Raw genomic sequence first — 24,419 nt, 5'->3', positions numbered from 1 at the left:
GAACCGCTGCCGGATTTCTCCGACAGCGGCTCAAGTCTGGGGAGAAGGCAGACATACCGGTCTGCCAGCGGAGAAGGGGAAAGCGCTTGACGCGATCCGGCGGCACTGTCGAACAATCGTTCTGCTCCGGTTTGGGACCTGGTATTCCGGTTCTAGCTCGCCTGGCTCACAAATTTGGTGTCGAGATAGCCCTCGATTGCCTCGAGGCCACCTTCCGAGCCGAAGCCGGACTCCTTCGTTCCTCCGAAGGGCACTTCCGGAAGCCCAAGCCCATGATGATTGATCGATACCATCCCGCATTGGAGATCGGCTCCGATCGCGGCCATGGTTGCGGCGGATCGCGTGTAGGCATAGGCGGCGAGCCCGTAAGGCAGTCGATTGGCCTCCGCGACAACCTCGTCATAGGTTTTAAACCGCGTAATCGGGGCGACAGGGCCGAACGGTTCTTCATTCATGATGCGCGCTTGAGGTGGAACATCGGTCAGGACCGTCGGCTCGAAGAAGTACCCCGCATTGCCGATACGCTTGCCGCCGGTGCGCAACTGGGCGCCGCAATCGAGAGCGTCCGCGACAAAGCTCTCCATTGCGTCGATCCGCCGCAAGTTGGCGAGCGGTCCCATGCGGCTATCTCTCTCTAGGCCATTGCCAACTTTGATGGCGCTGGCCTCGGCAACAAACCTCTTGACGAAATCTTCATAGACACTCTCATGCACCAGAAACCGCGTCGGCGAGACGCAGACTTGGCCGGCATTGCGGAACTTGTTCGCCGACAAGATTCTTGCGGCTTTCTCGACGTCGGCATCTGGGAAAACGATGGCAGGCGCGTGCCCGCCGAGCTCCATGGTGGCGCGCTTCATGTGGGCGCCGGCAAGGGCTGCGAGATGCTTTCCTACTACGGTCGAACCGGTGAAGGAGACTTTACGGACGATAGGATGGCGTATGAGATAATCTGAAACTTCGGATGGCAGCCCGAAGACGAGATTGATCACGCCCGTCGGCAAGCCCGCATCCGCGAAACTACGCACCAGCTCCATGCAGCTCGCTGGCGTCTCTTCAGGTCCCTTGACGATGATGGAGCAGCCGGCTGCAAGGCTCGCCGAGATCTTCCGCACGGCTTGGTTGATCGGAAAATTCCAGGGCGTAAATGCCGCAACCGGCCCGACAGGCTCCTTGGTCACGAGCTGGGCAACATTGCCAAAGCGCGCCGGCACGATCCGCCCATAAGCGCGCCGCCCTTCTTCGGCGAGCCAGTCGATGATATCGGCAGCGAGGAGCGTTTCAGCACTCGACTCGCTCACCGGCTTACCCTGTTCGAGGGTCATGATTGCAGCGATGTCGGCTGCGCGCGAGCGTATGAGCTCGGCGGCCTTGCGCATGGTCTTGTACCGGTCGAAGGCCGAAACCTTTCGCCAGATCTCGAAGCCGTCCGCGGCCGCCGCGAGGGCACGATCAAGATCACCGCGGGAGGCATAAGGCGTTTCGCCGATGGGCTGTCCGGTCGCGGGGTTGAGGATCTCTTCCGAGCGCTCTGCCTCCCCTTCCGTCCATTCCCCGGCAATGAACATCTTGATCTGAGGGTACACAGGTTGTGCCTGCACCGCTTGTTCCGGATTGTTCATGCCTCAATGTCCCCAGCGAAGAGCCAGCGGGTTGAGCTCGTGCGCAAGCTCGATCAATCCAGCTCTCGTCGCCGGATGGAGCCCATCGAGCGGATGCCGCACCGCTTCACACTTGATCACACCACCTTCAGCCATCACGCTCTTGGCAGCGCGCAGGCCGCACTGGCGGCTCTCGAAGTTGATGAGCGGCAGCACCTTTGCATAGGCAAGAGCGGCTTCTTGCCTGCGTCCCGCTTTGTGGTGATCGAGCACCGGGCGAAGCAGATCGGGCAGCAGCGCACTCGACATCGTTCCGGTCGCACCGGCGTCGAGGTCTGCCATCATGGTGATGGCCTCCTCCCCGTCAAAAGGACCAATGATGGCCTCACCGCCGAGCTCGATCAGACTGCGCAACTTGGCAGCAGCAAACGGGACCTCGATCTTGAAATATCTGGCGAGCGGCACCTCGCAAGCGAGGCGGACGAGAAACGGGACCGTCAATGTAACGCCGGAGAGCGGCGCGTCCTGGACCATGATTGGAATCCCTGCCGCGTCTGCGACCCGGCCGAAATGCCCGATCATGGCCCCGTCATCCGCCTTGAGGCTTGCACCATGATAAGGCGGCATCATCATGAGGAGGCTTGCGCCACGTTCGGCCGCATAGCGGGCGCGTTGCACCGCAATCTGGGTGCTGAAATGGCTGCAGGTCACCATGACTGGCTTGCGGCCCGCGACATGCGAAAGACAGAGTTCGACCAGAGTGTCGCGTTCTTGATCCGACAGCAGGAACTGCTCGGAGTAGTTGGCTAGAATACAGATCCCGTCCACGCCTTGATCAATCATGCAATCGATAACGCGCCGCTGCCCTTCAAGATCAAGATCTCCAGCCTCCGTAAACGGCGTCGGAGCGACCGGAAACAAGCCGCCATAGATGGGAGTTTTCGCATTTCTCATGTAGAGGATTCCAGACAGGAGGCGGTCAGTTCTGTCGATCGGGGTCAGCCATCGCAAACATCTAAGGAGTGGCGCCGATACCGGCGCACTTTTTTGACAGATTGACTAGCGTGGCGTCACAAACAAGATTGGTTTGAGGCTTTGCTCGCGTTGGACGCCTTTCGTGCCTCCTCATTAAATCCAGCCAGGCGGCACCAGGTCCGTGAGGACGGCAAGACATTCAAACAGGAAGTAGCTTCCGAAGATCAGCTCGACGTTATGGGCCGCATCGATATCGCGCACAATTGCCTTTCGGGTGAAGCAGCCGCCGGTGAGCATTCCAGGCGGGCGCGCGTCATCGGGAGCAGTCGGCGTCAGGTATTTCGAGCTCAGTTGAGTAACTGTGCGCTCCGCAAATGATCGATATTTGGCGCCCCGCTCAGGACCAAGTGCGGATGCGAGGCGCAGCGCCGCGGCAGCAGCGATAGCAGTGGCCGCAGTATCCCTGCTGGTGTTGGGGATCGCCGGATCGTCGAAATCCCAGAAGGCAATGAGATCCGCAGGGACATGGTCGATCCACCAGTCAAGAAGGCGCACGGCGTAGTCGCGCCATAGTGGTTCGTCCGGGCGGACCATGGCGGCGTGAGCGGTGTAGAGCATCGCCCATCCCTGCGCCCGGCCCCAGGTGCTGACATCGCTATAGCCTTTGTGCGTGTGCGTTCTGAGTACCTTGCCGGTGTGTGGATCAAGGGTGGAAGACTGGATAACCGAATTGTCCTGCCGCACATGGATGTCCAGGACACGCCGCATATGTGCATTGGCAACCTCCTCCATCCGGGCATCGGAAAGCTCGTCCGCGGCCCAATAGAGCAGGCCTGTCGCCTGGAGCGAGTCGATGCTGCTTTCGGAGGCTCCGACTGCGCTCGCCTCCTCGGCATCCCTGCCCAACGGTATCAGTCCGAGGTGTGGATCGAACATATCACGAAGCGACCTTGCAGCTGTCAGAGCCACCTCGCGCGCGTTTTCGTCCTCGAACAGGATGCTGCCGAGGGCGCCAGCATGATAGAAGCCGAAACCCTTGAAGGCCGTTAGCCGCTCGGCACGCGGCAACATTCGGCTTAGCGCAGCACGCGCGTCTTCGATTGGGAACTGCCTGGGATTAGCGAGATGCGCGAGCCAAAGCTCGCCGACAAAGGCCCCGCCGGTCCAATCACCATCGGGCGTAAACGTCCACGTTCCGTCGGCGGCACTCGCCCAGTGCGGCAAGCCCGTGCGTGCAGTGTCCCTGGTCTCGGCAATGCGCTTCAACATACGCTCGCGCGCGGTCAGATATTCGCTTTCCGACATGGCTTCTGGTCCAACATAAAACTCGCCGCGCGGCTTTGGCCTGGCGGCAACTTAAAGCTCTTTACCAACAGGTCCTGGACTGGGGTGAACGGTTAATGTTCACCAGACTTCCAAGCGTGTGCTTGCTGCATCGCTGCCGAGGAGCACGCCTCGTCAGCAACACCGCAGGGAAAGCCGCGCGCGAGTTTATGCCGATCACCATGCCCTCCTGACGTACGCGCGCTACTTTCGAGAAGTCACTTTGGTCGTTTAGTGATACGAGTCCGTTGGCCCGATGGCGCCCGTATCGTAAAGATGCTTCAATTTCCTGGCGTCATAGCCCAGCTCTTTCAGAATCTCTTCCGTTTGCGCACCGAGCTTTTGCGGCGGCAAACGCACGTCCGGCTGCTCGCCATCGTAGCGCACGGGATGGCTGACGAGGGTGATGGGAGTTCCGGTCGCGCCGGTCACGACCTGAAAATTCCTGTTGTGTGCAATCTGCGGATCCGCAACGACGTCGGCATAATCGTTCACCGCAGCGTGCCAAATTCCACGCGCCTCGAACAAGGCGATGCATTCGGTGGTTGTGCGCTTGGCGACACTGGGCGCAATCATGGCTGAGGCCTCGTCCCGCCGGCGATACGCCTCCTCGTCAGGAATTCGCTGGTCGACCGGAAGGCCAAGCGCGTCTGAGAGCGCCTCCAGCGATCCCAAAGAGATCGCAATGTGTCCATCGCGCGTCGCATAGATGCCGTAGGGCGCGCCGTAGTACCAGCCCGCCACCGGACCCGGCTGACGGACGTCGTCAGGCCTTTGGCCGTTCAGGTAGCAGGTAAAAGATTCCATCTGCAGGTCGAGTGCAGCCGACAGTAGGCTAACATCGACGCGGCAGCCCTGCCCCGTGCGCGCTTTCCTCACCAGGGCAGCTAGGATGCCCGCCGCAAACAAGGCGGCGCCGTGATGATCGATGGCGGAAACGCCCACAGCCCGCGGCCCCTGCTCGCGACTTCCGGTGATCATCGCAAGTCCTGATAGGGCCTGGATCAAGAGATCCTGGCCTGGGCGGTTGACGTAGGGCCCGTCAGGACCGTAGCCGGAGGCAGCCGCATAGATGATCTGCGGATTGATCTTCTTTGCATCCTCGTAGCCGAGACCAAGCTTGTCGAGCACACCCGGGCGGAAGTTCTCTGCGATCACATCCGATTTCGCGATCAGTTGCCTGGCGATGACGACGGCTTCGGGTTTTTTCAGATCGAGCGTGAGGCTGCGCTTGTTGCGGTTGCCCGTGAGAAGCAACATTGACTGGCCATCAACCCGCTTGTCCGCCCCGCCCCACTTCCTCTGAAAGGCCCCTCCGGGCGGTTCCACGGCGATCACGTCCGCACCGAGGTCGGCGAGAAACTGCACGCCGACCGGACCCATCAGAAAGTGGTTGAGGCTGAGGACACGAATGCCCTTCAAGAGATCGACCATACGTCATTGCTTTCGGTTTTGCCTGAATCGAGCTGTTTGGGCTCGCATTCCTGAAATCGATTTCAGACTTAGGCGTTGCAAGAACTGGAGTCAAGGGAATCAACCAACTTTCGAGTGAGATTCGCTTCCCTCCCGCTCGATGTGCGCATGAGAGGGCCAGAAATAGCGCCAATGGCCCGCATACAGGGCTTGAGAAGGTGGCGCTCGTGATGGTTTAACCCTTTTGACGGGGTGACCCTCTCCTTCTCCTGGTTGACCAACGCAAATGGACAAGAAACCTGTAATCGCGCCAAAAGGCCGCCAGCAGCCGCGCGTGAAGATCGAGGACGTTGCCCGGAAGGCGAATGTGTCGCCGGCGACGGTATCGCGGGTGCTCAATCATCCCGATATCGTACGGCCGGAGCTTCGCGATAGGGTCATGCGGCATATCAATGACCTCGCCTACACGCGCGATAGCGCAGCCAGAGCATTAAAATCGGGACGCATGCGGACCGTCGGCGTCATCGTTCCGACGCTGGCGCTCGGTATCTTTGCAGAAGGGGTCGAAGCGCTCCAGAACCGCCTCAGCGAAAGCGGCTACACCCTGTTCATTGCGAATTCGCAATATGACCAGCGGCGTGAACTTCAGGAACTGCAAAGTCTCATTGAACGTGGCATCGATGGAATCGTGCTGGTCGGAGCTTCTCACGGACGGGAGCTGAGGAGCCTGATCGAACAGGCAAGCGTACCCGTCATCACCACCTATGTTGCCAAGGCCGGCGGCGGCATCCCCGCGATCGGAATCGACAACGAAAGCGCCACCCGCGAGATGACGGAGTATCTGCTAAGGCTTGGACACGTCCGTTTCGGCGCAATTGCCAACGTTGTTGCTGCATCAAACGACAGATCCCGCGCCAGGCTTGAGGGAATTCAGCGCGCGCTCTCGGACGCCGGCCTCCCGCTCAAGCCAACCCAGATCGTCAAGGCCGATTATTCGCTTGTCCAAGGCCGTAGTGCCCTTCGTCAACTCCTCACCGATCACCCGGACACGACAGCAGTCATCTGCACCACCGACACGCTTGCCATCGGTGCAATGGCAGAGGCTCGTAAGATGGGTCTGGCCGTACCTGCAACGCTTTCCATCACAGGATTTGACGATGTGGAGCTGGCGGCGCAAATGGACCCGCCGCTCACAACGGTCAGTGTTCCGGCAGCAGAAATCGGCCGGGGAGCCGCCGATTATCTCATCAATGCCATCGCTGGAAGTCCTGTCCCGAGAAGTGTCGTGTTGCCTTATCGGCTGGTCGTGCGCTCATCGAGCGCACCGCCGCGGTCCAGCGTCCGTGCCGCCCGGCGCGGGCGCAGTCGAGATCATTGATCGGGCCACGGTTCCTGAAAACTATTCAGAACCGTAGCCTGGCCTTCGCGTCCCAAGACCCGGTGACGGAAGCTGCTCGCCCCATAACATTATTCGGCCGTAAGTAGAGGTGGCTGAGCATGCGACGCGCCGCCTGCGCGATCGTCAATGGCACAAGAGGCTCCTCAATGCTCGCGTTCAACGTGAACGGAGTGAACGGGCGCATGGTGGTGGCTGGCGCCCAGTTCGTGCAGTCTATGATGCAGGCGATGGTGCGCAAGTTCCAGGGCAGCTCGCAGCCGCGAGTGTCGCGCTTCGTCGGACTTGGGAGCCAGCGTGTCCATATAGGCGATCGATCCCTCGATTTGTGCAAGGACCGAGACTGCATCCGCGGTGGCAAAGATGGGCATCTCGCCTACTTTGACATATACCGCACTGGTGTGCGCCGCAATGTCGGCCTCGCGTCCGGCGACACTGCCCCGAACGCGCAGCGCGATCCAGCATGACTCGCTGATCGGCAGCGAAAGCTGTCCCTTGCACGACAAGCCGCCACATCGAATCTCCTCGACGACGCGGCCGTTCTGGATCAGCTCCACCCGCGCTGGCGGAACGCTGACCGATTCGATCCGCCAGTCGATCGTGAGGGTGCCGCCTGAATGGGGAAGCGCCACCGTTCCTCCAGGGCGCCGTCCTTCAACGGTCATCTCAACCAGAGGCCCGACAGTGATGAACGTGTCCCCCCTACGTACGGCATCCATCCAGTTGCGATACGTGAAGTCGTGTTCGCCAAGCCGCACATAGGTCCGCGAGCCCCCGAGGAGTGCGGCCGCGTCCATCTTGTCGGAGCCCGCGACCAGCGGTAGATGGTACCCGATGTTGAGATAACGATACCAGTCGGCAAGACCAAATGCGCTGATCTGCGCGGTCCGTGGGTTGAACGACATCATTTCGACGGCGTCAACAAGGCCGAGCACAATATCGGCCGCCCGCTCCGCCTGCGGGTTCGGCGCATGCGGCATCACGACCAGCCCCCCTTGCCGACGGCAGCGCTCCGCCCAGTCGGCCATGGTCGCTTCCAGAACATGACCGATCGCAGCTTCGTTGGACCCGCCGCAAGAGAGCGGATTGATCATCTCACCTTCGTAGCCGAGTAGCGATATGTGCCCCAGAACCTGCATCCGGTTCTCCGTGCCGACCCGAACCAGGAATTCTCCGTCCCCGCCGAAATCCTTTGCCCCGATCGTCGTGCGTCCGTCGAAATCGGCGACGTTGGTGAATAGCTCGCCCCACTGTGCGGCGAGCAGGTTGACGACGTTGACACCCTCCGCCTTGCCCTCAAGCAGCGCTGTCTGCGGGCTCAAGAAATGGACGTGCGTATCAGAGCTGACCCATCCCTGTTCGCGCCAGCGCAGCACACGGTCGAGCTCAAAGGTGAGATTGTCCGTCGTTGCGGTGATTTCAACGATGGTGCGCAGCGGGCGCACCTCGAAACCCCTGCTGATCTCTACGAACACGGGCCCGAGCGGCAGGTCAGCGTCGCAGCTGCCGTCTACGTAGACGTACTGGTTCAGCCCATTGGCAAATTCGCCCGAGAAGTCCTCGAACCTGCCGGTATTGACCTTGCGGTGATGTCCCTTGGGTGGCAGATACTCCCCGTGCTCACCATGGAGATGCAGCCGCGCGGCAACACGCACCCCGCTGCCCTTCTCAACGATGCGGATCTTGACCGGCCTTGTGGCCGGTTCGACTCTTGCCACGGTCATCGAGACGCCGCCTGCGTTACCGCAATCTTCCAGCGATCGAAGATCGAACATGTGCAAGCGGCCATCGTCGGAGCGCAGATAGAGTCTTGCGTCGGGATGCGCGGAGTACTCAACGATGACTTCGTTGGCGGAGCGCACGGGTTGCACATCAACTTTGCCGCCCAGCCAATCCGCTCTGGAGTACTCGAGCACTGCGCGGGCCGAAATGACCGTGCCGAGGTCCATGCCGATCTGCTCGCCTCGATCGTCGACATCGAGCTCGCCAAGCTTATTGAGATGAACCCCGGGCGGCAGCCTCACCTTCAGCTTGCGACGGCCCTGGAGGCGCAGCGGGTGCTGGGTGAGCGTTGTCGTGGTCACCGCAAAGACAAGCGAGATTTCCTGTTCCGCGCGCAAGCTTAGCGCCGAAAGCTCCTTGTCCGGATAGGGGTTCGGGAGCGCGTAAAGCCACAGGTTCTCACCTTGTCGATCCATGCGTCCCGATTGGGTGCGGGCCTCGCCCTGGAAGAAGCTCGCCCCCGGCGCTCTGCCGAGTATAAAGTCCTCGCCCGTGCTTGCATGCACGATGGGGCCGCGTAGCGGCAGGGCGGCGAACGCACTCGCACTCCAGGAGATGTGGTTCTGCTGGATCGCGAAGCGGCGCAGCACCGGCAAGTCGGTCTCGCTGCCGTCGGCATAGCGGAGCCCGTATGTCGCCACCCGCTCGCCGAGTGGATTGCCTTCTACAGGTAGCGTAGCCGGGCCGATCTCTCCGAAACCATCGGGGCTTGCGCTGGGGCGGTCTGCCGCCACTTGCACGAAAATCACATAGCTCGCCATTGCCCGCGGCAACGCAATTACGGCAGGAGGGGCCCCGGGGCGCAGCTCCAGCACATCCGGCCCTGTTTCGCTGCCGAAGAGAAAGGGCATGCCGCGATGGGTCTGGAGCCCGCGAAGCGAATCGATCCAGCCGGTGTCACCCGGGCGGCTGGCGAAACCCTCACCGGTATTTGCGCGCCTGGCGTTGAAATATCGCTTCAAGTCCACAGGCGTGAAGTGCGGCGATGAAGGTGTTTTCATGCTTCGAACTCCGGCTTCAGGAACTCTGGTGCCGCGCAAGCAGTCTTTGTCTTGTGAATGACTGCTCGCGCAAGGAGGCTTGCGCCAATCCCATGCCCAGCATGAAGGGATACGCGCCAACCCTTATGTTTTGCACCTGATGCGAACACTTTGCGTCTGTCGCGGCGAAGCGCAGTGGCAGAGTGTTCATTCACCGATGTAGAGGCGGCCGCGCTTCTTGGCGGTTTGGTAGACCAGCACGCTTAAGAGCGCGATCAACGATCCGTAGACGGGAAACATCCAGGCGATGTGCTCGCGTTGCAACCAAACCAGCAGATAGGGTGACGTCCCGCCAAACAGAGAGACGCCGAGCGCATAGCCGAGAGCCACTCCGGTGGTCCGCACGGCGCGCGGCATCAGCGTGGTGGCGATGAAGTTATAGAGGGCCATGTTGAAGCCCACGATCGCGCCGCCGAACACCGTGACGAAGAAGAACGTGACGATGCCTTTTTCCGAATAGAGCAGCGTCAGGAAGAAGCATGGGATGAGCAACAGGCGCAGCAGCGTGAACGCGCGCGAGGGTCGCACGTTATCGGCGAAAGCGCCGACAAGAGGCGCCGTTGACATCCAGATCAGGACCATCAGCGTCATGATCCCGTACACATACGTGCTGTTCTCCTTGAAGACCGTGTTGGCCATGTTGGGCAGACCGGTGTTCCACGCATAGTTGGCGATCTGCACCGAGCCGATCACCAGGATGACGGCGAGCAGCGAAAGACGGACGCTCCATAGCGTTTTCCACACACCGCCAGTCGTTTCCTGAATGCGCGAAGACTCGTCTTGCCGATGCATGGCTCGATTGATCAAGGTTTCCGGCACCGTCGTGCGCAGATAGATGATCAAAAGGCCCAGCAGGCCACCGACCGCAAAGGGTATGCGCCAGGCCCACTCGCGCATGGCTTCAGGTGCGACCGAGGCGCTCACCAGGAAGGCAACCAGGCTCGATCCAAGGTTTCCCAACTGGATGAATGTGCCACCAATCAGACCGAGGTAGTGTCCCTCCTTTCCAGGTGGCGCCAATTCAATTGCAATGGCGTTGGCGACACCAGCCTCAGCGCCAGTGGCAAGCCCCTGAATGAGCCGCATGATCAGCAGCGCTATGGCCGCCGTGACGCCGAGGTCCTTGTAGGTGGGCAGCAAGGATATCAAAAGCGAGCAAACCGCCATGGCCGTAACCGAGATCAACATCACGCGCTTGTGGCTGATGCGATCTGCGACCGGCCCCAGCAAAGCCGCGCCCAGCGGCCGAGCGCAAAAACCCGCCCCGTACACGGCCAGTCCCGCTAGCAGCGAGGTGGTGGGATCATCGGAAGGGAAGAAGTGCGGCGAGAGAAACGCTGCCATTACGCCGTAGACATTCCAGTCGTACCACTCCAGCGCCACCCCTCCTCCAAGGCCAGCGGTCATCCGCTTGTTGGCAGTTTGCTTGTCAAGCTGGATGGGTACGGCGCTGGGCTGAGCAATGATGTTCATGGGTCCTCGGGCTCTATTGATGCGTCATTAATTTTGCGGATCGCGCGAGAACGAGCAGCCGCTCGTCGGCTCAACTGCGCCCGCAGCGGCGGGGTCTACGAGAGCAGCGGCCTTGAGCAGGCCGGACCGCGCAAGTGCAGGCGCAAAAGGTGCCCAGGATGCCGGTGGAAAGCCCGCCTCGCTCCACGTATTTGCGGGCCTCGCCTCAGGAGCGGCCATTGCACGCCCCCAACGGCGCAGGACGCGTCCATCGTTGCCTCCGACTTGCGCGGCGGCTCGCATAAAGCGCGCGCGACATTCCGTGCCATTCCCATGGCTAACCCTCCTCCTGTTGCTCTAAGCGCGCTTCTGAAGAAGCTGATGTTCTTGTTGGACAGCGCGGCGTCAAAGACCGCCGCAGCGTCAATGAAATCCTTCAGATGCACCCCACTCTCGCCGGGCGCACGCTTCCGGTTTCCCGCATTTATCGGCCATTTCGAAGCCGATCTTTGAAATCGATTTCACAATCAATAAGAATAAGAAACTGCGGAGTCAAGCCCGCTTTTCAAGGCTAAGGCGCGCCTCACGGGCGCCGTCAGCCCCGCCTTGAGCGAGTGGCGCCAGCGGCGCGGGGCTGATTCAGCCCCAAAACAGCTTTCTGGAAGCGTCGTTGCCAAGAAATCGATTTCAGTTTATGCGCTGGTTCTTATATTCCTTCAGGAGAACCGCTCCATGACCAAGACGTCCGATCTTATCCTGTCGACATCTGTCGCGCCCCACGTGCGCCTTTTGACGCTGAACAGGACATCGAAACGCAACGCCTTGAGCAACGAACTGATTGTGGATCTAGGCGCGACCTTGCGCGATGCCGCAATTGACGAAGATGTCCGCTGTGTCGTGATTTGTGGCAGCGATGCATTCTTCTCTGCCGGCGCCGACATCAAGGAGATGCGAGAGCGCGGCTTTGAGGCAATCGACAATTCCGCGCGACGTTCTGCCTGGCGGGATGTCGCCAATTTCCCCAAGCCTCTCATTGCCGCAGTCGAGGGCATTTGCTTCGGCGGCGGCCACGAATTGGCACTGCTCGCGGACATCGTGATAGCAGGCGCAGGGGCTGTATTTGGACAGCCTGAGATTAACATCGGGATATTGCCGGGCGACGGCGCGACGCAAAGGCTGACACGCGTGGCTGGCAAATCGCTGGCCATGCTGATGATCCTGAGCGGCCAATCCATCACGGCGCAGATCGCGATGCAGGCCGGCCTTGTGGCGGAAGTTGTCGAAAGCGGCAGGGCGCAGATTCGTGCGGTCGAACTCGCCGAGCTGATTGCGCAAAAGCCTCCCCGTTCGGCTGAACTTGCCAAAGCTGCAGTTCTCGCCGCGTTTCAGACCACGCTGGACGCTGGGCTCGAGTTTGAACGCCAGGCGATCCGGTTTGCGTTCAGCACAGCTGACCAGCAGGAAGGCATGAACGCCTTCTTTGAGAAGAGGCCGCCGAACTATCGCGGAAACTAGCTACCGCGATCTGCTCGCATGCGGCGCCAGCGAAGCTGGACCGCGTAACTTGGGGTTTCAACACTCCTTCGGGTCGACCAGGCCGGCGCTACGGGCGACGATTTCGTATTGGCCGGCCCTTGCCACACCAACGTACATGTTCATCCTGCAGTGGCGCTTGCCCGGCACCATCTCCGCCGGCCCGCCAGGCCCTTCCGCAAGCTTTGCGTGGTCGAGCGCGGCGGCGACCGCCTCGTGGTCAAGCGTACCGGCTTCCTTGACTGCGGCTTCCCACAGCTTCAATCCTCGATAAGTGCCGGTCGCGGCGCTGCCTGCTGAGAACCGGAACTTGCCAGGAAACCGCTTTTCGTAGGCTGACTGGATTTTGGCGCTCGCCGGATCTTCGACCGCCAGCGCCTTGTAATAGTCGAGGCTGCTGGCGAGGCCCTCGATCTCGTGAGCCTGATTCATTTCGAGCGTGTTCTCGTCATAGTAGACGCAGCCCAGCTGTCCCCCATTCCTGGAAAAACCTGCTTCATAAAGCTGTTTGAAAAAGGAGCCGACACCCGGGGGAATGACGCTGTTGAAGACCACGTCTACTTTGTTGGACGTGATGCGGCTCACGGTCGATGAAAAATCGATCTGGTCGAGGGGGTAGTACTCCTCGAACACCACTTCCCCGCCGCTGCTCTCGATCACCTTGCGCGCATAGGCGTTAATTGTTTGCGGCCAGACGTAGTTGGAGCCAGGCAGCGCGAAGCGTCTGCCCCCGTTCTTGATCAGCCAGGGGATGAACCGGTCGCAATTCTGCGCCGGAACCGGGCCGGTGCAGAACAGATAGGACGTGCACTCCTTGCCTTCGTAGGCCTGCGGATAGATGTAGAGCGTCTTGCCACGAAAGATGATGGTGTCCTTGATGGCGTTGCGCATCGAGCTCGCAATGCCACCGAGCACCAGGTCGACCTTGTCTCGCTGAATCAGCTTGCGGACATTGCCAACAGCGACAGACTCGTTGGACGCGGTGTCCTCGATCAGGAGCTCGATGGGGCGCCCCAGTAGACCACCAGTCTCGTTGATCTCGTTGACCACCATGCGAGCGACATTGGCGTCGGTATTCCCGGCAAAGCCGAGTGCCCCCGTAAGGTCGGTGGCAATACCTATCCTGATCGGGCCTTCGGCGGCGTTGGCCCAGTCAGGACGGATCACCCAGCTGCCCGGGCCGGCCGCAATGGCCGCCGACGCAAAGGCGAAATTGCAGAGAAAGCGGCGGCGGCTGAGTTGTCGGCGATCATTCAACATCGAACTGACCTCCCCCTTGGCTCACAGCCTAAAATCCACCTGCCCTGCTCTTTCCAGGGGCCCGGCAGCCTGAAAGCTATCCGTCATTTTAGGTTTCAAGCAGCCTCTTCCGCTCGCGTTTGGGTAAAATCGCGTAACGAAGGGCACGGTTCAGGACAGTCTGAAAAACTCCTTCGCGTTCTCGCCAAGGATCCTGATCGCCAAGCGCTCTGCATCTCTCGACCGAAAGTAACCGTTCGCGACTTTTTCATTCAGAACCTCGCCGATAAGCTGGCGCGCGCCCTTTATCGCGGCAAACGTCTCCTCAACGTGAAGACAATCTCCTCCGATCATCATTCGCGATTCATCCGGCAGGACTTCAATAGCCTCATGAAGGGCGAGCTTGAAATGGGACGGGCTCAACAGAAAGGACCAGCACAAATCAAGCCAGACATTTCGATACACAAAGGCCATTCCCAATAAATCCCGGCTCCACGGATAGGCCAAATGCATCAGCAGAAAGCGGGTCCGAGGATGACGCTCAATCAAGGCAGTCATGCGTAGGGGGTGGGAGCCGCTTATGATTGCCGTTCCAAGATGAGTTTGGACTGGCAGGTCGGCCTCGCCTGCGATTTGGCAAAACAAGTCGACGACAAAGTCGCAGAACGCCTTGCGCGCCGCTGGGGATGGAGACCTTTGTCCCCAGGCCTGCCGAGCCAATTCCTCGTTGGGTTCGTCAAAGCTAATATCCCGGTCATAGGCGAGTGCGTTCTTGAGCGCGATGTGATTGCGCCGTGAGCAGCCGGCAACGAGCTCGCGGATTGCGTCGCAATAATCATCGAAGGTTTTCACCTCGAGGCCGAGGCGCCGCAGCAACGTATGCCCGCAATTTCCATTATGATCGCGAGATTCGGGGTGCCAGCCGAGCGCGAATGCGTTAATCCGCAGGACCGCATCGTAACTTTGCCCTAGGACCGGCCGCGGATCCATCAACGGATCGAGAAAAGGGTCCGTTACGATCCTTCCGATGGCGGCCCGCCCGATCACCTCACTTGGCCATGTCGCCTCCTTGTGGCGCGAGCGCACTGAAGCATCTACCGCCTCCCAGTTGTCGCGCGTGATTCCGGTCTCGGCGACGCCGTAAAGCTCGGCAACACCGCCGGCGAGGTTGCGAACGAACGCGTTCGACCCGCTCTTCTCCAGGAACGGAGCAAGGGCTTCCCAGGTGGTCGGCTCGGTAGCGGTCGATAACATATCGCCCGTCGCCTTGGGCTCGGATGGCAGGACGTGGCTTGTCCAAGCCGCATAGCTCTGTTGAAACAGTTTCAACAGATTGACGTCCCGGCTATGGGCGACCTCAGGCATGTGATGTTCATGGACATCGACGACCTGCCACGCATTCACAAAGTCGCTCATGGTTTTAGACATGGACCCTCTCTGTTCAGCCATCGCAAGGAACTTCAAGGCGCCATCTTTAGGCTGTGATGGCAGCCGGGGGACGCCTCTACGGCGCCAAATACGTCAAGAGCCGCGGATCGTCGCGCAGCTGCTGCGACGGACCCGCAAGGGCGACACGGCCGCGATCGAGCACATAGGCCTGCTCCGCCACACGCATTGCGAGATCGAGATGTTGCTCGACGATGATGATGGCGATCTCTCTGGCTAGCTCCATCAAGCGCTCGGTGATCTCCTCGATGACGCCGATCCAGACCCCCTCGGTCGGCTCATCCAACAGGAGGAGTTTAGGGGCTCCGAGCATCGCGCGGGCGATTGCGAGCATCTTGCGCTCGCCGCCGGACAGAGTGCCGGCCGGTTGATCCAGGCGCTGGCCGAGTTTTGGAAACATCCTCATCACCCGGTCCAGTGCCGATCCATCGCGGTTCAAAAGCGATCCAACGGCGAGATTGTCGCGCACGGAGAGGCGCGCGAACACTGAATGCTCTTGCGGCACGTATCCAATGCCGGCCCGGACCCGCTCTTCGGTGCGGCGGCTATCTATGTCTTGGCCGTTGAACTGCACGGCGCCCTTCCATGCCGGCAGTTCGCCAACGATGGCCTTCATGAGCGTGCTCTTTCCGGCGCCGTTGCGGCCGAGGACGGCCACACCGCCGCGCGGTGGGACGGCCATATTGACGCCGAACAGGACCTGACTGCGTCCATAGCCGGCATCGAGATGCTTGATATTGAGGAATTCAGGCACGGCGCAGATAAATCTCCTGGACGTTTCTGTTGGCCTGGATCTCGGCAACCGTTCCTGACGCCAGCACCTTGCCCTGATCGAGCACGGTCAGCCGGTCGCAGATGTCCCGAATGAAATCCAGGTCGTGCTCCACGATGACGAGCGAGCAGTGCTGTTTGATCGGCTGCAGCAATTCGCCGGTGACGCGGCGCTCTTCCAGGCTCATGCCGCCGGTGGGCTCGTCCAACAGCAGCAGGCGCGGTCGGCATGCGAGCGCCATCGCGATCTCCAACCATTGCTGCTGCCCGTGAGATAGGGTCGCCGCAGCATCAAAGGCGCGGTCGGCGAGCCGGAACTGGAGCAGCATCGTCATGACCTCCTCGTGCAGTCGTCCTCGGGTGCGCGAGAACGCCAGATCCAGCAGTGGGGACCGTGCCTGCAGCGCGAGCAGGATGTTGTCGTAAAGCGTGAGGGTCGGTAGCACGGCGGTGATCTGGAATTTCAGGCTCATGCCGGCTCGCGCACGCTCTGGCGGCGTAAACGAGGTGACGTCAGTATTGTTGAACGTCACCTTGCCTCGCGTCGGCACGAGCGCACCTGCAAGACACTTCATCAGCGTGCTCTTGCCCGAGCCGTTCGGCCCGATCAGACCATGAAACTCTCTCTCGCCGACCGTGAGCGCCGCTCCATCCAGCGCGGTGAGCTTGCCAAAGACCTTGGAGATGCCGGCAGCTTCAAGGAGCGGCATTGCGCTTCTCCTTGAGGCTCGGGCCGAAATGACCGACACGTTCTCGCTCGCCCAGCACGAGGCTGATCAAGCCGAGGGGGCGGAACAGAATGACGAGCAACAGCAGAACGCCGAGAATGATCGGCCAGATATCGCGATAATTATCGGAGAGCCAGAAGCTGAGGCCCTCGACAATCGCGGTGCCGATGACCGCACCGATGAATGTCCCAGAGCCGCCGAACAACACGTAGAGCACGACCTGAGTCGACATGACCACGCCCAGCATGTTGGTCCAGACAAACCCCTCGTGAAAGGCATAGAGGCTACCGGCAGTCCCAGCGATCGCGCCGCTGATTGCGAATATGATCGCCTTCAAATGTTGCACTTTGTACCCGAAGAAGGCGATCCGCTGTTCGTTCTCTCGCAATCCCGCCAGCGCTAGGCCGAACTGGGAGCGCAACAGAAAGCGCGACAGAAGGTAGATCAGAACTAGAATGGCGAGCACCAGGTAGTAAAAACCTGGTCCCTCGCTCACTTCGTGCGAACCGATGGTCATCGGTTGGATCGAAGGGATACCGTTCTGACCGCCAAGATATTGTGAACCTCTCGCCAGCCGATCAGCTGCGTACGCTCCCGTCATAGTACCAAGCGAAACGAAGACCACACTGGAGGGATGACGGCCGAGCAGCAGAAAGCCTGCCAGCAACAATGCCGCCACAAAGCCTATCAGCGTTCCGGCCGGAAGAACGGCAAAAATCGATCCAACCCCGAAATCGCGTGAAAGCAGCGCCACACCGTACCCGGCCATGCCGAAGAACAACGACTGACCCAAGCTCAAGATACCCGCATAGCCCCACACCAAGTCGAACGACAACGCGAAGAGGCACAAAATGAGCACCCGTGTCGCATAGACAGTGATGTAATCCCGCAGCACGAGAGGTGCGATGGAAGCGGCAATCAGCAATGCCAGTTCGAGAATCGGAAGCACCTTCTTTCGCCGTGCGAAGGCAGATGCCAGGACGGGCGAATGAGCAGCTTCAATGACCCGTGGCGGGGGCTGTATGCCAGTGCCGGTCGATGACATCAGCACTCCTTCGGATCGACCAGGCCGGCGCTACGCGCGACAATCTCGTACTGGCCGCCCTTCGCCACTCCAATGTACATGTTCATCCTGCAGTGGCGTTTGCCGGGCGCCATCTCGGCAGGCCCGCCCGGCCCTTCCGCAATCTTCGCGTGGTCGAGGGCGGCGGCTACCGCGTCGCGGTCAATTGTACCGGCCTCCTTCACTGCAGCCTCCCACAGCCTCAGTCCACGATAGGTGCCGGTCGCGGCGCTGCCTGCCGAGAACCGGAACTTGGCAGGGAATTGTTTGTCGTAAGCCGATTGAATCCTGGCGCTCGCTGGATCCTCCGCCGCGAGCACCTTGTAGTAGTCGAGGCTGCTCGCAAGTCCTTCAATCTCGTGAGCCTCGTTCATTTCCAGGAAGTTTTCGTCGTAATAGACGCAGCCTAGACGCCCACCGTTTTTGGAGAAGCCGGCTTGGTAGAGCTGTTTGAAGAACGGGCTAACGCCGGGCGGGACAATGGCGTTGAAAACCACGTCTACTTTGTTGGATATGATGCGGTTAACCGTAGAGGAAAAGTCGATCTGATCGAGCGGGTAGTATTCTTCAAAGACGACTTCGCCACCGCTGCTCTCGATCACCTTGCGCGCATAGGCATTGATGGTTTGCGGCCAAACATAATTCGAGCCAGGCAGCGCAAAGCGCTTGCCACCATTTTTGATCAACCAGGGAATGAACTGATCGCAGTTCTGAGCCGGTACCGGCCCCGTGCAGAAAAGATAGGGGGTGCACTCTTTACCTTCGTAACCTTCCGGATAGATATAGAGCGTCTTGCCGCGAGAGATAATGACGTCCTTGATCGCATTGCGCATCGAGCTCGAGATACCGCCGAGCACCAAGTCGACCCTGTCTCGCTGAATCAGCTTGCGCACATTTCCCACGGCGACGGATTCGTCTGAGGCAGTATCCTCAATCAGGAGTTCGATGGGGCGTCCCAACAGGCCGCCGGAATCGTTGATTTCCTTGACCAGCATGCGAGCGACATTGGCGTCGGTGTTGCCGGCGAAGCCGAGCGACCCCGTAAGATCGGTAGCAATGCCGAGCCTGATCGGGCCTTCTGCAGCATTTGCCCAGTCCGGGCGGATCAGCCAGCTACCCGGGCCCGCCGCGATTGCTGCCGAAGCGAGGGCAAAACTACCAAGAAAGCGGCGGCGGCTTGGTTGACGGCTGGCGTTGATCATCGGTTGACCCCTCTTCCCGAAACTAGGCCTTCCGGCCGGAACTTGATAAAAATGATGGCGAGCACGAACACCAGAACGTCGGCGATGACCGGTGACATCAGCCAAGGCAGCGAGGCACTGAACGTGCCGATGACGCTGGCGCCAGCGACCGGGCCCGCAAAGGACCCGACGCCGCCGACCATCACGGCAACAAAACCCTGGATAAGAAAGCGGATGCCGAGATCGGCGAACAGTGAAAAGACTGGCACGATCAGCGCGCCCGCGAGGCCCGCGAGCGCCGCACCAAACGCAAAGGTGAGGCTGTAGATCATGCCCGTGGAGATGCCCGAGGCACGCGCCAGCGACGGGTTCTCCAGAGAGGCGCGGACTCGCAGGCCGAACGAGGTGTAGGCGAGCAATGCATGGCTCGCGGCCATCACCAGCAAAGTGATGATGACGATGACGCCGCGCCAGGTGGCGAAATGTAGACTTCCGATCGTGATGGAGCCACCGATTGGCTCAGGCACCGAGAGATAGAGTCCGCCGATCAGACCGCGCACGACTTCGCGAATGGTCAGCCCGAGCGCATAGGTGCCGAGCATGGCGACGATTGGAGCGGCGTAGAAACGTCGCACCACGAGCTTTTCCAGGATGAAACCAAGCGCGCCGACGACGACGGGCGCGGCAAGCATCCCGAGCTGGACCGGCAAACCGACGCTGTGCACGAGATAAGTGACGTAGGCGCCGAGCAGGACGAACTCGCCCTGGGCGAAGTTGAAGATACCCATCATGCTGGCAATGATCCCGAGGCCGAGCACGACCAGCACAACGATCGCGCCGAAGCTCAAGATTTCGAAGATGGCGATAGGTAGCGTGTCCATGCTGCTGCGTCACATTCCCGGCGATTGCGAGCACATCCTCTTCACGCCGACCGCTTGACGGCGTGGGCTACTCGTTGGAATGCGAAGGGCTTCTGCCACGAGAGCGCTCCTAGAAGGTCATCCCGGCAATGGGAGTTGCAGGCGAACGTGAGCTACTTGGGCGGCTCGCCTGTCGACACTTCATTCACGACACCCAGCGCGAGATTTCCTAGAGAAACGTAGGGGAGATGTGAGTAATGTTGAGTAATGTTCGCTGGGCAACCGACATTGCACCCGCGGCCGAACACCTGCCTTGCCAATCAGCGGAAATGTAGATTCAATTCCCTTGCACACGTGTTTTACAAGGTTTGAAGCAACTCGTCGGACGCCGGAGGCGTGTCATTATACTCTTCTAGCCGCCTGATGACGGCGCATGACAACCCGCTTCGGTCGGCGAACTCCTTCACCGACCAGTTCAGCATCACCGGAGGCTCGCAACTGCCTCCCGGTGAGCTTTGATGCGGGCCGACGGTTGCGACGATCTTGGCGTTGCGTGAGCGGCGCATCGTGCCCCTCCAAATCATGAGATCATAGTTGCATGAAACCCGGCAGGGCTGTTCATAAGATGTTCAAAGCGGTGCTGGTTGGACCATCCACACCCTTGACTTTACCCCCGGTCCGTCGTCGCAGGGGAACAGGAGAGAACATTCGGCTTACGCTCCCGATGCCGCCGCGAGCTGCTCCTGTCGCGCCGACCGCACGATGCTGTCGACTGCGCGGTAGGCGAACACAATCGCCGGGCCGATCGTAATGCCTGCCCCTGGGTAGATTCCACGCATCGGCGAGGTCATGTCATTGCCGCAGGCATAAAGACCTGCGATCGGCGCGCCATTTCCATTCAGGACCTGTCCCTCGGCATCGGTTGAGAGGCCGGTAGCCGTTCCAAGGGTTGCCGGGACAATTGGGAGTGCAATGAATGGGCCGGTTTTGATAGCCCCAAGGTTCGGGTTTTTCTTTCCGACCGCCGGATCTCCCAGCGTACGGTTGAAAGCCGATTCACCGCGGTTGAAGAGCGGATCGCGTCCTTCAGCTGCGTGGGCATTGTGTTCTTCAACGGTCTTCTCGAGCTCTGTCGGGTCGAGGCCCAATTCCGCCGCAAGCTCCGCAATAGTCCGGCCAATCTCAATGTAGCCCAACCGCGCATACTTCTTGATGCTCAATGTCCATGGCCAGGGGAGCAGGTATCCCATGCCCCTGAGGCGGACGAATTCCTTGTCGCAGATGAAATAGAACCGCTTGTCCGCCGGATAACCGTTGTTGAACATGGCAAGGCAGATATCATGATACGAATTGGATTCATTGACGAAGCGCTTGGCATTTGGCCCCACCGCGATGACGCCTGGACGGCCACGATCAAGCCAGCCGTACGGGACCACTTGCAAGGAGCGGCCGTTCCTGAGGATCGAGACGGGCGTCCAGAAGCCGCTCGATGCCACGTCATTATCGATCGCAGCTCCGAGCTTGCCTGCGAGCGCAATGCCATCGCCAGTGACATCGCTGTGGGCGAGCGTATCATTGTGCTGGTGGGCTCCGCTGAGCTGAGCTCGCAATTTTCCGTTGCGCGCAAAGCCGCCGGTTGCCAGGATCACTCCGTGCGAGGCGCGGACCCGGAGATCGGCGCCATCTCGCTTGACGATTGCGCCAGTAACTCTCCCGCCTTCCCTCGTGAGTTCGATCGCCGGGCAACGTGGCCAGATTTCAACGCCATATCTACGAAGGCTTACCAATAACCGCGCGATCAGCGCATTGCCGCCACTGAGTTCAGTCCCCCTCCTGTAGCGCAGCCGGTCGCCTGCGTAGCGGCTGACCCGGCCGAGGACGTGTTTGAACGAAGCAACTGACTGGAAGGGGTTGAGGAAGCTTCTGACCTCGCCGGACGAAATCATCATACCGCCGAGCACGACGCGAATCGGATCACCTATCAGGTCGAAATCCTTGCCAAGGAGCCGTCCGTCGTAAGGTACTGGGCTCAGCGCCCGGCCCTTGTCGACCCCGCCGATTTGGCTCGAATGATAATCCGGAGCGGAGGCCAGTGTGAACTTGACTTCACTCCCATTCTCCAAGCTGGCGAGCGCCGTTGGGCCGTCTTCAAGATAGGCGTTCACGAACTCCGGGCGATAGTAGTTGCCAAGTTCGTGTTGCAGATAGGTCTTCGCTTTCGTAATCGAATCATCGATTTTCGCGGCTCGGGCCTGCATTGAGCATGGAACCCAGATCATGCCGTTCGAGAGCGCGGTCGTGCCGCCAAGCCGGTTAGACTTCTCGCAGACCGTGACGCGAAGTCCGGCCTTTGCCGCATAGAGCGCTGCGGACAGTCCGGCGGCGCCGCTGCCGATCACGAGCATGTCCGTCTGCGAATCGTGCGTTGGCTTGCTCGCTTTGGAGAAGGAAGCTGCATTGTTCAATTCGGTGATCGGGCTATTCATTCGCGCCTCGGTGTGGAGTCTGCAGTGAATGCTGACGCTCTCGCGGGAGCGGAACGGCTTTGAATTCTTCGGCTGCAGCCTTCACCGCCCGCTCGATCGGGATCCGTTCGATGGAGGAGGCGCCAACGAAGCCGACACATCCGGTCGATCGGTAGACTTCCGAGGTATCGTGGGGCTCAGCGATTGCGCCGCCGTGGCAGAGGAGGGTGACGTCCGGGCGGACGGCCTGAGCTGCAGCATTGATGTCGTTGATGCGCCTGATGGCCTCTTCAATCGACTGTCCCTCCTCATGCCCCACAAGCCCGCCGCGGGTTGCGCCGACATGTGGGACGATGCAGTCGGCTCCCGCCGTTACCATCGCTTTGGCGTCGTGCGGGCTTGCGACATAGGCGAGCGAGAAGATGTTCTTCTTGCGGGCCGCCGCGATCATCTCAACTTCACGCTCAAAGCCGAGCCCGACGCGGTCTCGACGCTCACGCCATTTCTCACCCATTGTTGAAATGGTCGGGTAGTTGATCACGCCGGAGAAGCCGGCAGCCCAGAACTTGTCCAGAAGGTCATCGAGGTCGAGCCGGAGGGGATCCCAGGCCTCGACACCGCCTATAACAGGAACGGAGGAGACGACATTGCGGATCTCCGCCGCTAGCTCAAGCGTCCGCGCATTGGAATCGCCGATCCGGCTCGTCGGCAGCCCCATCAACCGCGATAACCCAGTACTGTAGACCACGAGCATATCAGCCCCGCCGAGAGCTGCGCATTTTGCGACGAGCCCGCAACTGCTCGCCGCGGCAAGCACTGCCTTTCCCGCCGCAACTTGAACCGTGATCTTTGCGAGTATTTCGGCCCGATCAAACATCCGCACGCGAGGACCCTCCTGGTGTCAATCGTTCGACGATCCACGATGCGGCCGCGTCTGCAAATTCCGGATCGTTGATGTGACAATCCAGCTCGCGGGCGATAATCGAGGGCGGTAGGTTTTGCCTGACAGCGTCGAACCAGGCTCTATCGGCTTCAGGGTTTCGAAAGATTCCACCGTCTCGGTCATAGTCAGACACCCCCTTGGCCGGCCACAACACGAGGGCAGGCGCCTTTGCTTGCGAAAGACGCTCTGCTGTGAGCCTGCCTATGCGCTCGTTCTCCGAGACGGTCGTGCGCATGAGCGTCGTGAAGGGAGTATGCGAATAGAATTGGCGCCCCTTGAACTCGGCAGGCACGCTCGAGGGAGGGCCAAAATTCACCATGTCGACAGCTCCCGGCGCGATAAGCTGAGGTATCAACCGGCGAGAAGCTGCTTTGAGCCGATCGGGACCTGCACTGGCGGTGCCGCCGACGAGCTCGTCAGCGAGCTCGGTTGTGGTCAAATCGATCACCGCATCGAACTCACCGGCGGACACGAGCTGCTCCATCTTGCGGCCCCCGGCGCCATTGGCCGGAAAGACAATCGCGTCGACGCCTGCCTCTGCTAGCCGCGCTACACAGCGATTTGCCGCCGGGGTCGTCACGCCAAAGGCCGTGATCGCTACAGTCTTTGTCTTCCGCCGCTCTCGAGCAGGCACATAGCGCATCGCCGCAATGGCCCGCCCTGCGTTGTCGAGAACGCGCTCGGTGAACGCGTTGATTCCGAAGAGATCGACCAGGGTCGGATAGAGGATGATGTCATTGTGGAGGGCGAGTTCGGCCAGGAGGGCTGGCCTCGCGCTGCTCACCAGCAGCTTTGGGAATCCATATGGCAAATCCGATACAACTTCACCGAAGACTGCGCTGCCTTTGCCGCCCGCCACTCCGACGACTGCGTCGATCGCACCTGATCGCAGGAGCTCCTTGACTTCTTCACGCGCGCTTGCAGCTATTTCCCGTAAGAGCTCGGCGGGTGCAGCCACCCGTGCATCGCTGCTATCCGCCTCGCTTCTGCACCTTCTGTTTGATGTGCCTACATCGATCGTAAGAGTCTTGCGGCCCCACTGTTCGATGACGCGCGCGAGATAAGTGCTTTCGCGGCCCTTTGTGTCCAAGGTTGCGATAATCGCGACCTTGCCCGCAAGATCGGAGGCGTGACCATCCCGGACCGACCTCTGGTCGCCCGCGCAATGGTGAGACACGATCTTCCTCCTAGACGTTTCTGGACATTTGGAG

18 protein-coding genes are annotated in these 24,419 nt (G+C 60.4%); 2 read left to right on the top strand and 16 right to left on the bottom strand.

All coding sequences use genetic code 11. The features are described from left to right. Positions 1-152: 152 nt before the first annotated feature. The 4 genes from AC5V87_RS07100 to AC5V87_RS07085 form a co-directional block, all read right to left on the bottom strand. Complete coding sequence (locus AC5V87_RS07100; RefSeq protein ID WP_495370419.1) at positions 153-1,619, bottom strand: NAD-dependent succinate-semialdehyde dehydrogenase; 1,467 nt, start codon at positions 1,617-1,619, stop codon at positions 153-155. A 3-nt stretch (positions 1,620-1,622) separates the two neighbouring features. Then, complete coding sequence (locus AC5V87_RS07095; protein WP_495370418.1) at positions 1,623-2,552, bottom strand: dihydrodipicolinate synthase family protein; 930 nt, start codon at positions 2,550-2,552, stop codon at positions 1,623-1,625. 174 nt (positions 2,553-2,726) lie between these two features. Next, positions 2,727-3,878: a hypothetical protein gene (locus AC5V87_RS07090; RefSeq protein WP_495370417.1), complete on the bottom strand. Its 1,152-nt coding sequence runs from the start codon at positions 3,876-3,878 to the stop codon at positions 2,727-2,729. A 249-nt stretch (positions 3,879-4,127) separates the two neighbouring features. Next, positions 4,128-5,330, bottom strand: coding sequence for a CaiB/BaiF CoA transferase family protein (locus tag AC5V87_RS07085; protein WP_495370416.1), 1,203 nt, complete (start codon positions 5,328-5,330; stop codon positions 4,128-4,130). A gap of 265 nt (positions 5,331-5,595) precedes the next feature. On the opposite strand from AC5V87_RS07085, the gene AC5V87_RS07080 reads away from it, so the two are divergent. Further along, on the top strand, positions 5,596-6,687 hold the full coding sequence (locus tag AC5V87_RS07080; RefSeq protein ID WP_495370415.1) for a LacI family DNA-binding transcriptional regulator: 1,092 nt from the start codon (positions 5,596-5,598) through the stop codon (positions 6,685-6,687). 164 nt (positions 6,688-6,851) lie between these two features. Here AC5V87_RS07080 and AC5V87_RS07075 read toward each other — a convergent pair whose 3' ends face one another. Next, complete coding sequence (locus tag AC5V87_RS07075; protein ID WP_495370414.1) at positions 6,852-9,488, bottom strand: CehA/McbA family metallohydrolase; 2,637 nt, start codon at positions 9,486-9,488, stop codon at positions 6,852-6,854. Positions 9,489-9,674: 186 nt separating this feature from the next. After that, entirely contained in the window at positions 9,675-11,000 is a 1,326-nt protein-coding gene (locus tag AC5V87_RS07070; protein WP_495370413.1) for an MFS transporter, read from the bottom strand. A gap of 711 nt (positions 11,001-11,711) precedes the next feature. On the opposite strand from AC5V87_RS07070, the gene AC5V87_RS07065 reads away from it, so the two are divergent. Beyond that, positions 11,712-12,494 carry an enoyl-CoA hydratase-related protein gene (locus AC5V87_RS07065; protein WP_495370412.1) on the top strand — a complete coding sequence of 261 codons (783 nt, stop codon included), beginning with the start codon at positions 11,712-11,714 and terminating at the stop codon, positions 12,492-12,494. A gap of 57 nt (positions 12,495-12,551) precedes the next feature. Here the strand turns inward: AC5V87_RS07065 and AC5V87_RS07060 are convergent, their stop codons facing one another. The 10 genes from AC5V87_RS07060 to AC5V87_RS07015 all read right to left on the bottom strand — a co-directional run bounded on the left by AC5V87_RS07060 (position 12,552) and on the right by AC5V87_RS07015 (position 24,385). Next, positions 12,552-13,769: a substrate-binding protein gene (locus AC5V87_RS07060; RefSeq protein ID WP_495371845.1), complete on the bottom strand. Its 1,218-nt coding sequence runs from the start codon at positions 13,767-13,769 to the stop codon at positions 12,552-12,554. Positions 13,770-13,922: 153 nt separating this feature from the next. After that, a complete protein-coding gene (locus tag AC5V87_RS07055) occupies positions 13,923-15,179 on the bottom strand; it encodes an amidohydrolase family protein (protein ID WP_495370411.1) in 1,257 nt (418 codons plus the stop codon). A gap of 76 nt (positions 15,180-15,255) precedes the next feature. Continuing rightward, positions 15,256-15,951: an ABC transporter ATP-binding protein gene (locus AC5V87_RS07050; protein WP_495370410.1), complete on the bottom strand. Its 696-nt coding sequence runs from the start codon at positions 15,949-15,951 to the stop codon at positions 15,256-15,258. After that, positions 15,944-16,678 carry an ABC transporter ATP-binding protein gene (locus AC5V87_RS07045; protein WP_495370409.1) on the bottom strand — a complete coding sequence of 245 codons (735 nt, stop codon included), beginning with the start codon at positions 16,676-16,678 and terminating at the stop codon, positions 15,944-15,946. The genes AC5V87_RS07050 and AC5V87_RS07045 overlap by 8 nt, the downstream gene beginning before the upstream one ends. Then, a complete protein-coding gene (locus AC5V87_RS07040) occupies positions 16,665-17,675 on the bottom strand; it encodes a branched-chain amino acid ABC transporter permease (RefSeq protein WP_495371844.1) in 1,011 nt (336 codons plus the stop codon). The genes AC5V87_RS07045 and AC5V87_RS07040 overlap by 14 nt, the downstream gene beginning before the upstream one ends. 65 nt (positions 17,676-17,740) lie before the next feature. Next, positions 17,741-18,961 carry a substrate-binding protein gene (locus AC5V87_RS07035; protein WP_495370408.1) on the bottom strand — a complete coding sequence of 407 codons (1,221 nt, stop codon included), beginning with the start codon at positions 18,959-18,961 and terminating at the stop codon, positions 17,741-17,743. Next, positions 18,958-19,821: a branched-chain amino acid ABC transporter permease gene (locus AC5V87_RS07030; RefSeq protein ID WP_495370407.1), complete on the bottom strand. Its 864-nt coding sequence runs from the start codon at positions 19,819-19,821 to the stop codon at positions 18,958-18,960. Before AC5V87_RS07030 ends, AC5V87_RS07035 begins: the two co-directional genes overlap by 4 nt. A gap of 692 nt (positions 19,822-20,513) precedes the next feature. Beyond that, a complete protein-coding gene (locus AC5V87_RS07025; protein ID WP_495370406.1) occupies positions 20,514-22,286 on the bottom strand; it encodes an FAD-dependent oxidoreductase in 1,773 nt (590 codons plus the stop codon). Then, positions 22,279-23,142: a phosphoenolpyruvate hydrolase family protein gene (locus AC5V87_RS07020; protein WP_495371843.1), complete on the bottom strand. Its 864-nt coding sequence runs from the start codon at positions 23,140-23,142 to the stop codon at positions 22,279-22,281. The genes AC5V87_RS07025 and AC5V87_RS07020 overlap by 8 nt, the downstream gene beginning before the upstream one ends. Next, a complete protein-coding gene (locus AC5V87_RS07015) occupies positions 23,135-24,385 on the bottom strand; it encodes a Tm-1-like ATP-binding domain-containing protein (protein WP_495370405.1) in 1,251 nt (416 codons plus the stop codon). Before AC5V87_RS07015 ends, AC5V87_RS07020 begins: the two co-directional genes overlap by 8 nt. Between the last annotated feature and the right edge of the window lie 34 nt (positions 24,386-24,419).

It is taken from the genome of Bradyrhizobium sp. SOJA106 (assembly GCF_059448745.1).
The sequence above is the reverse complement of the archived record's forward strand: the minus strand, read 5'-3'. Positions and strand labels throughout refer to the sequence as shown.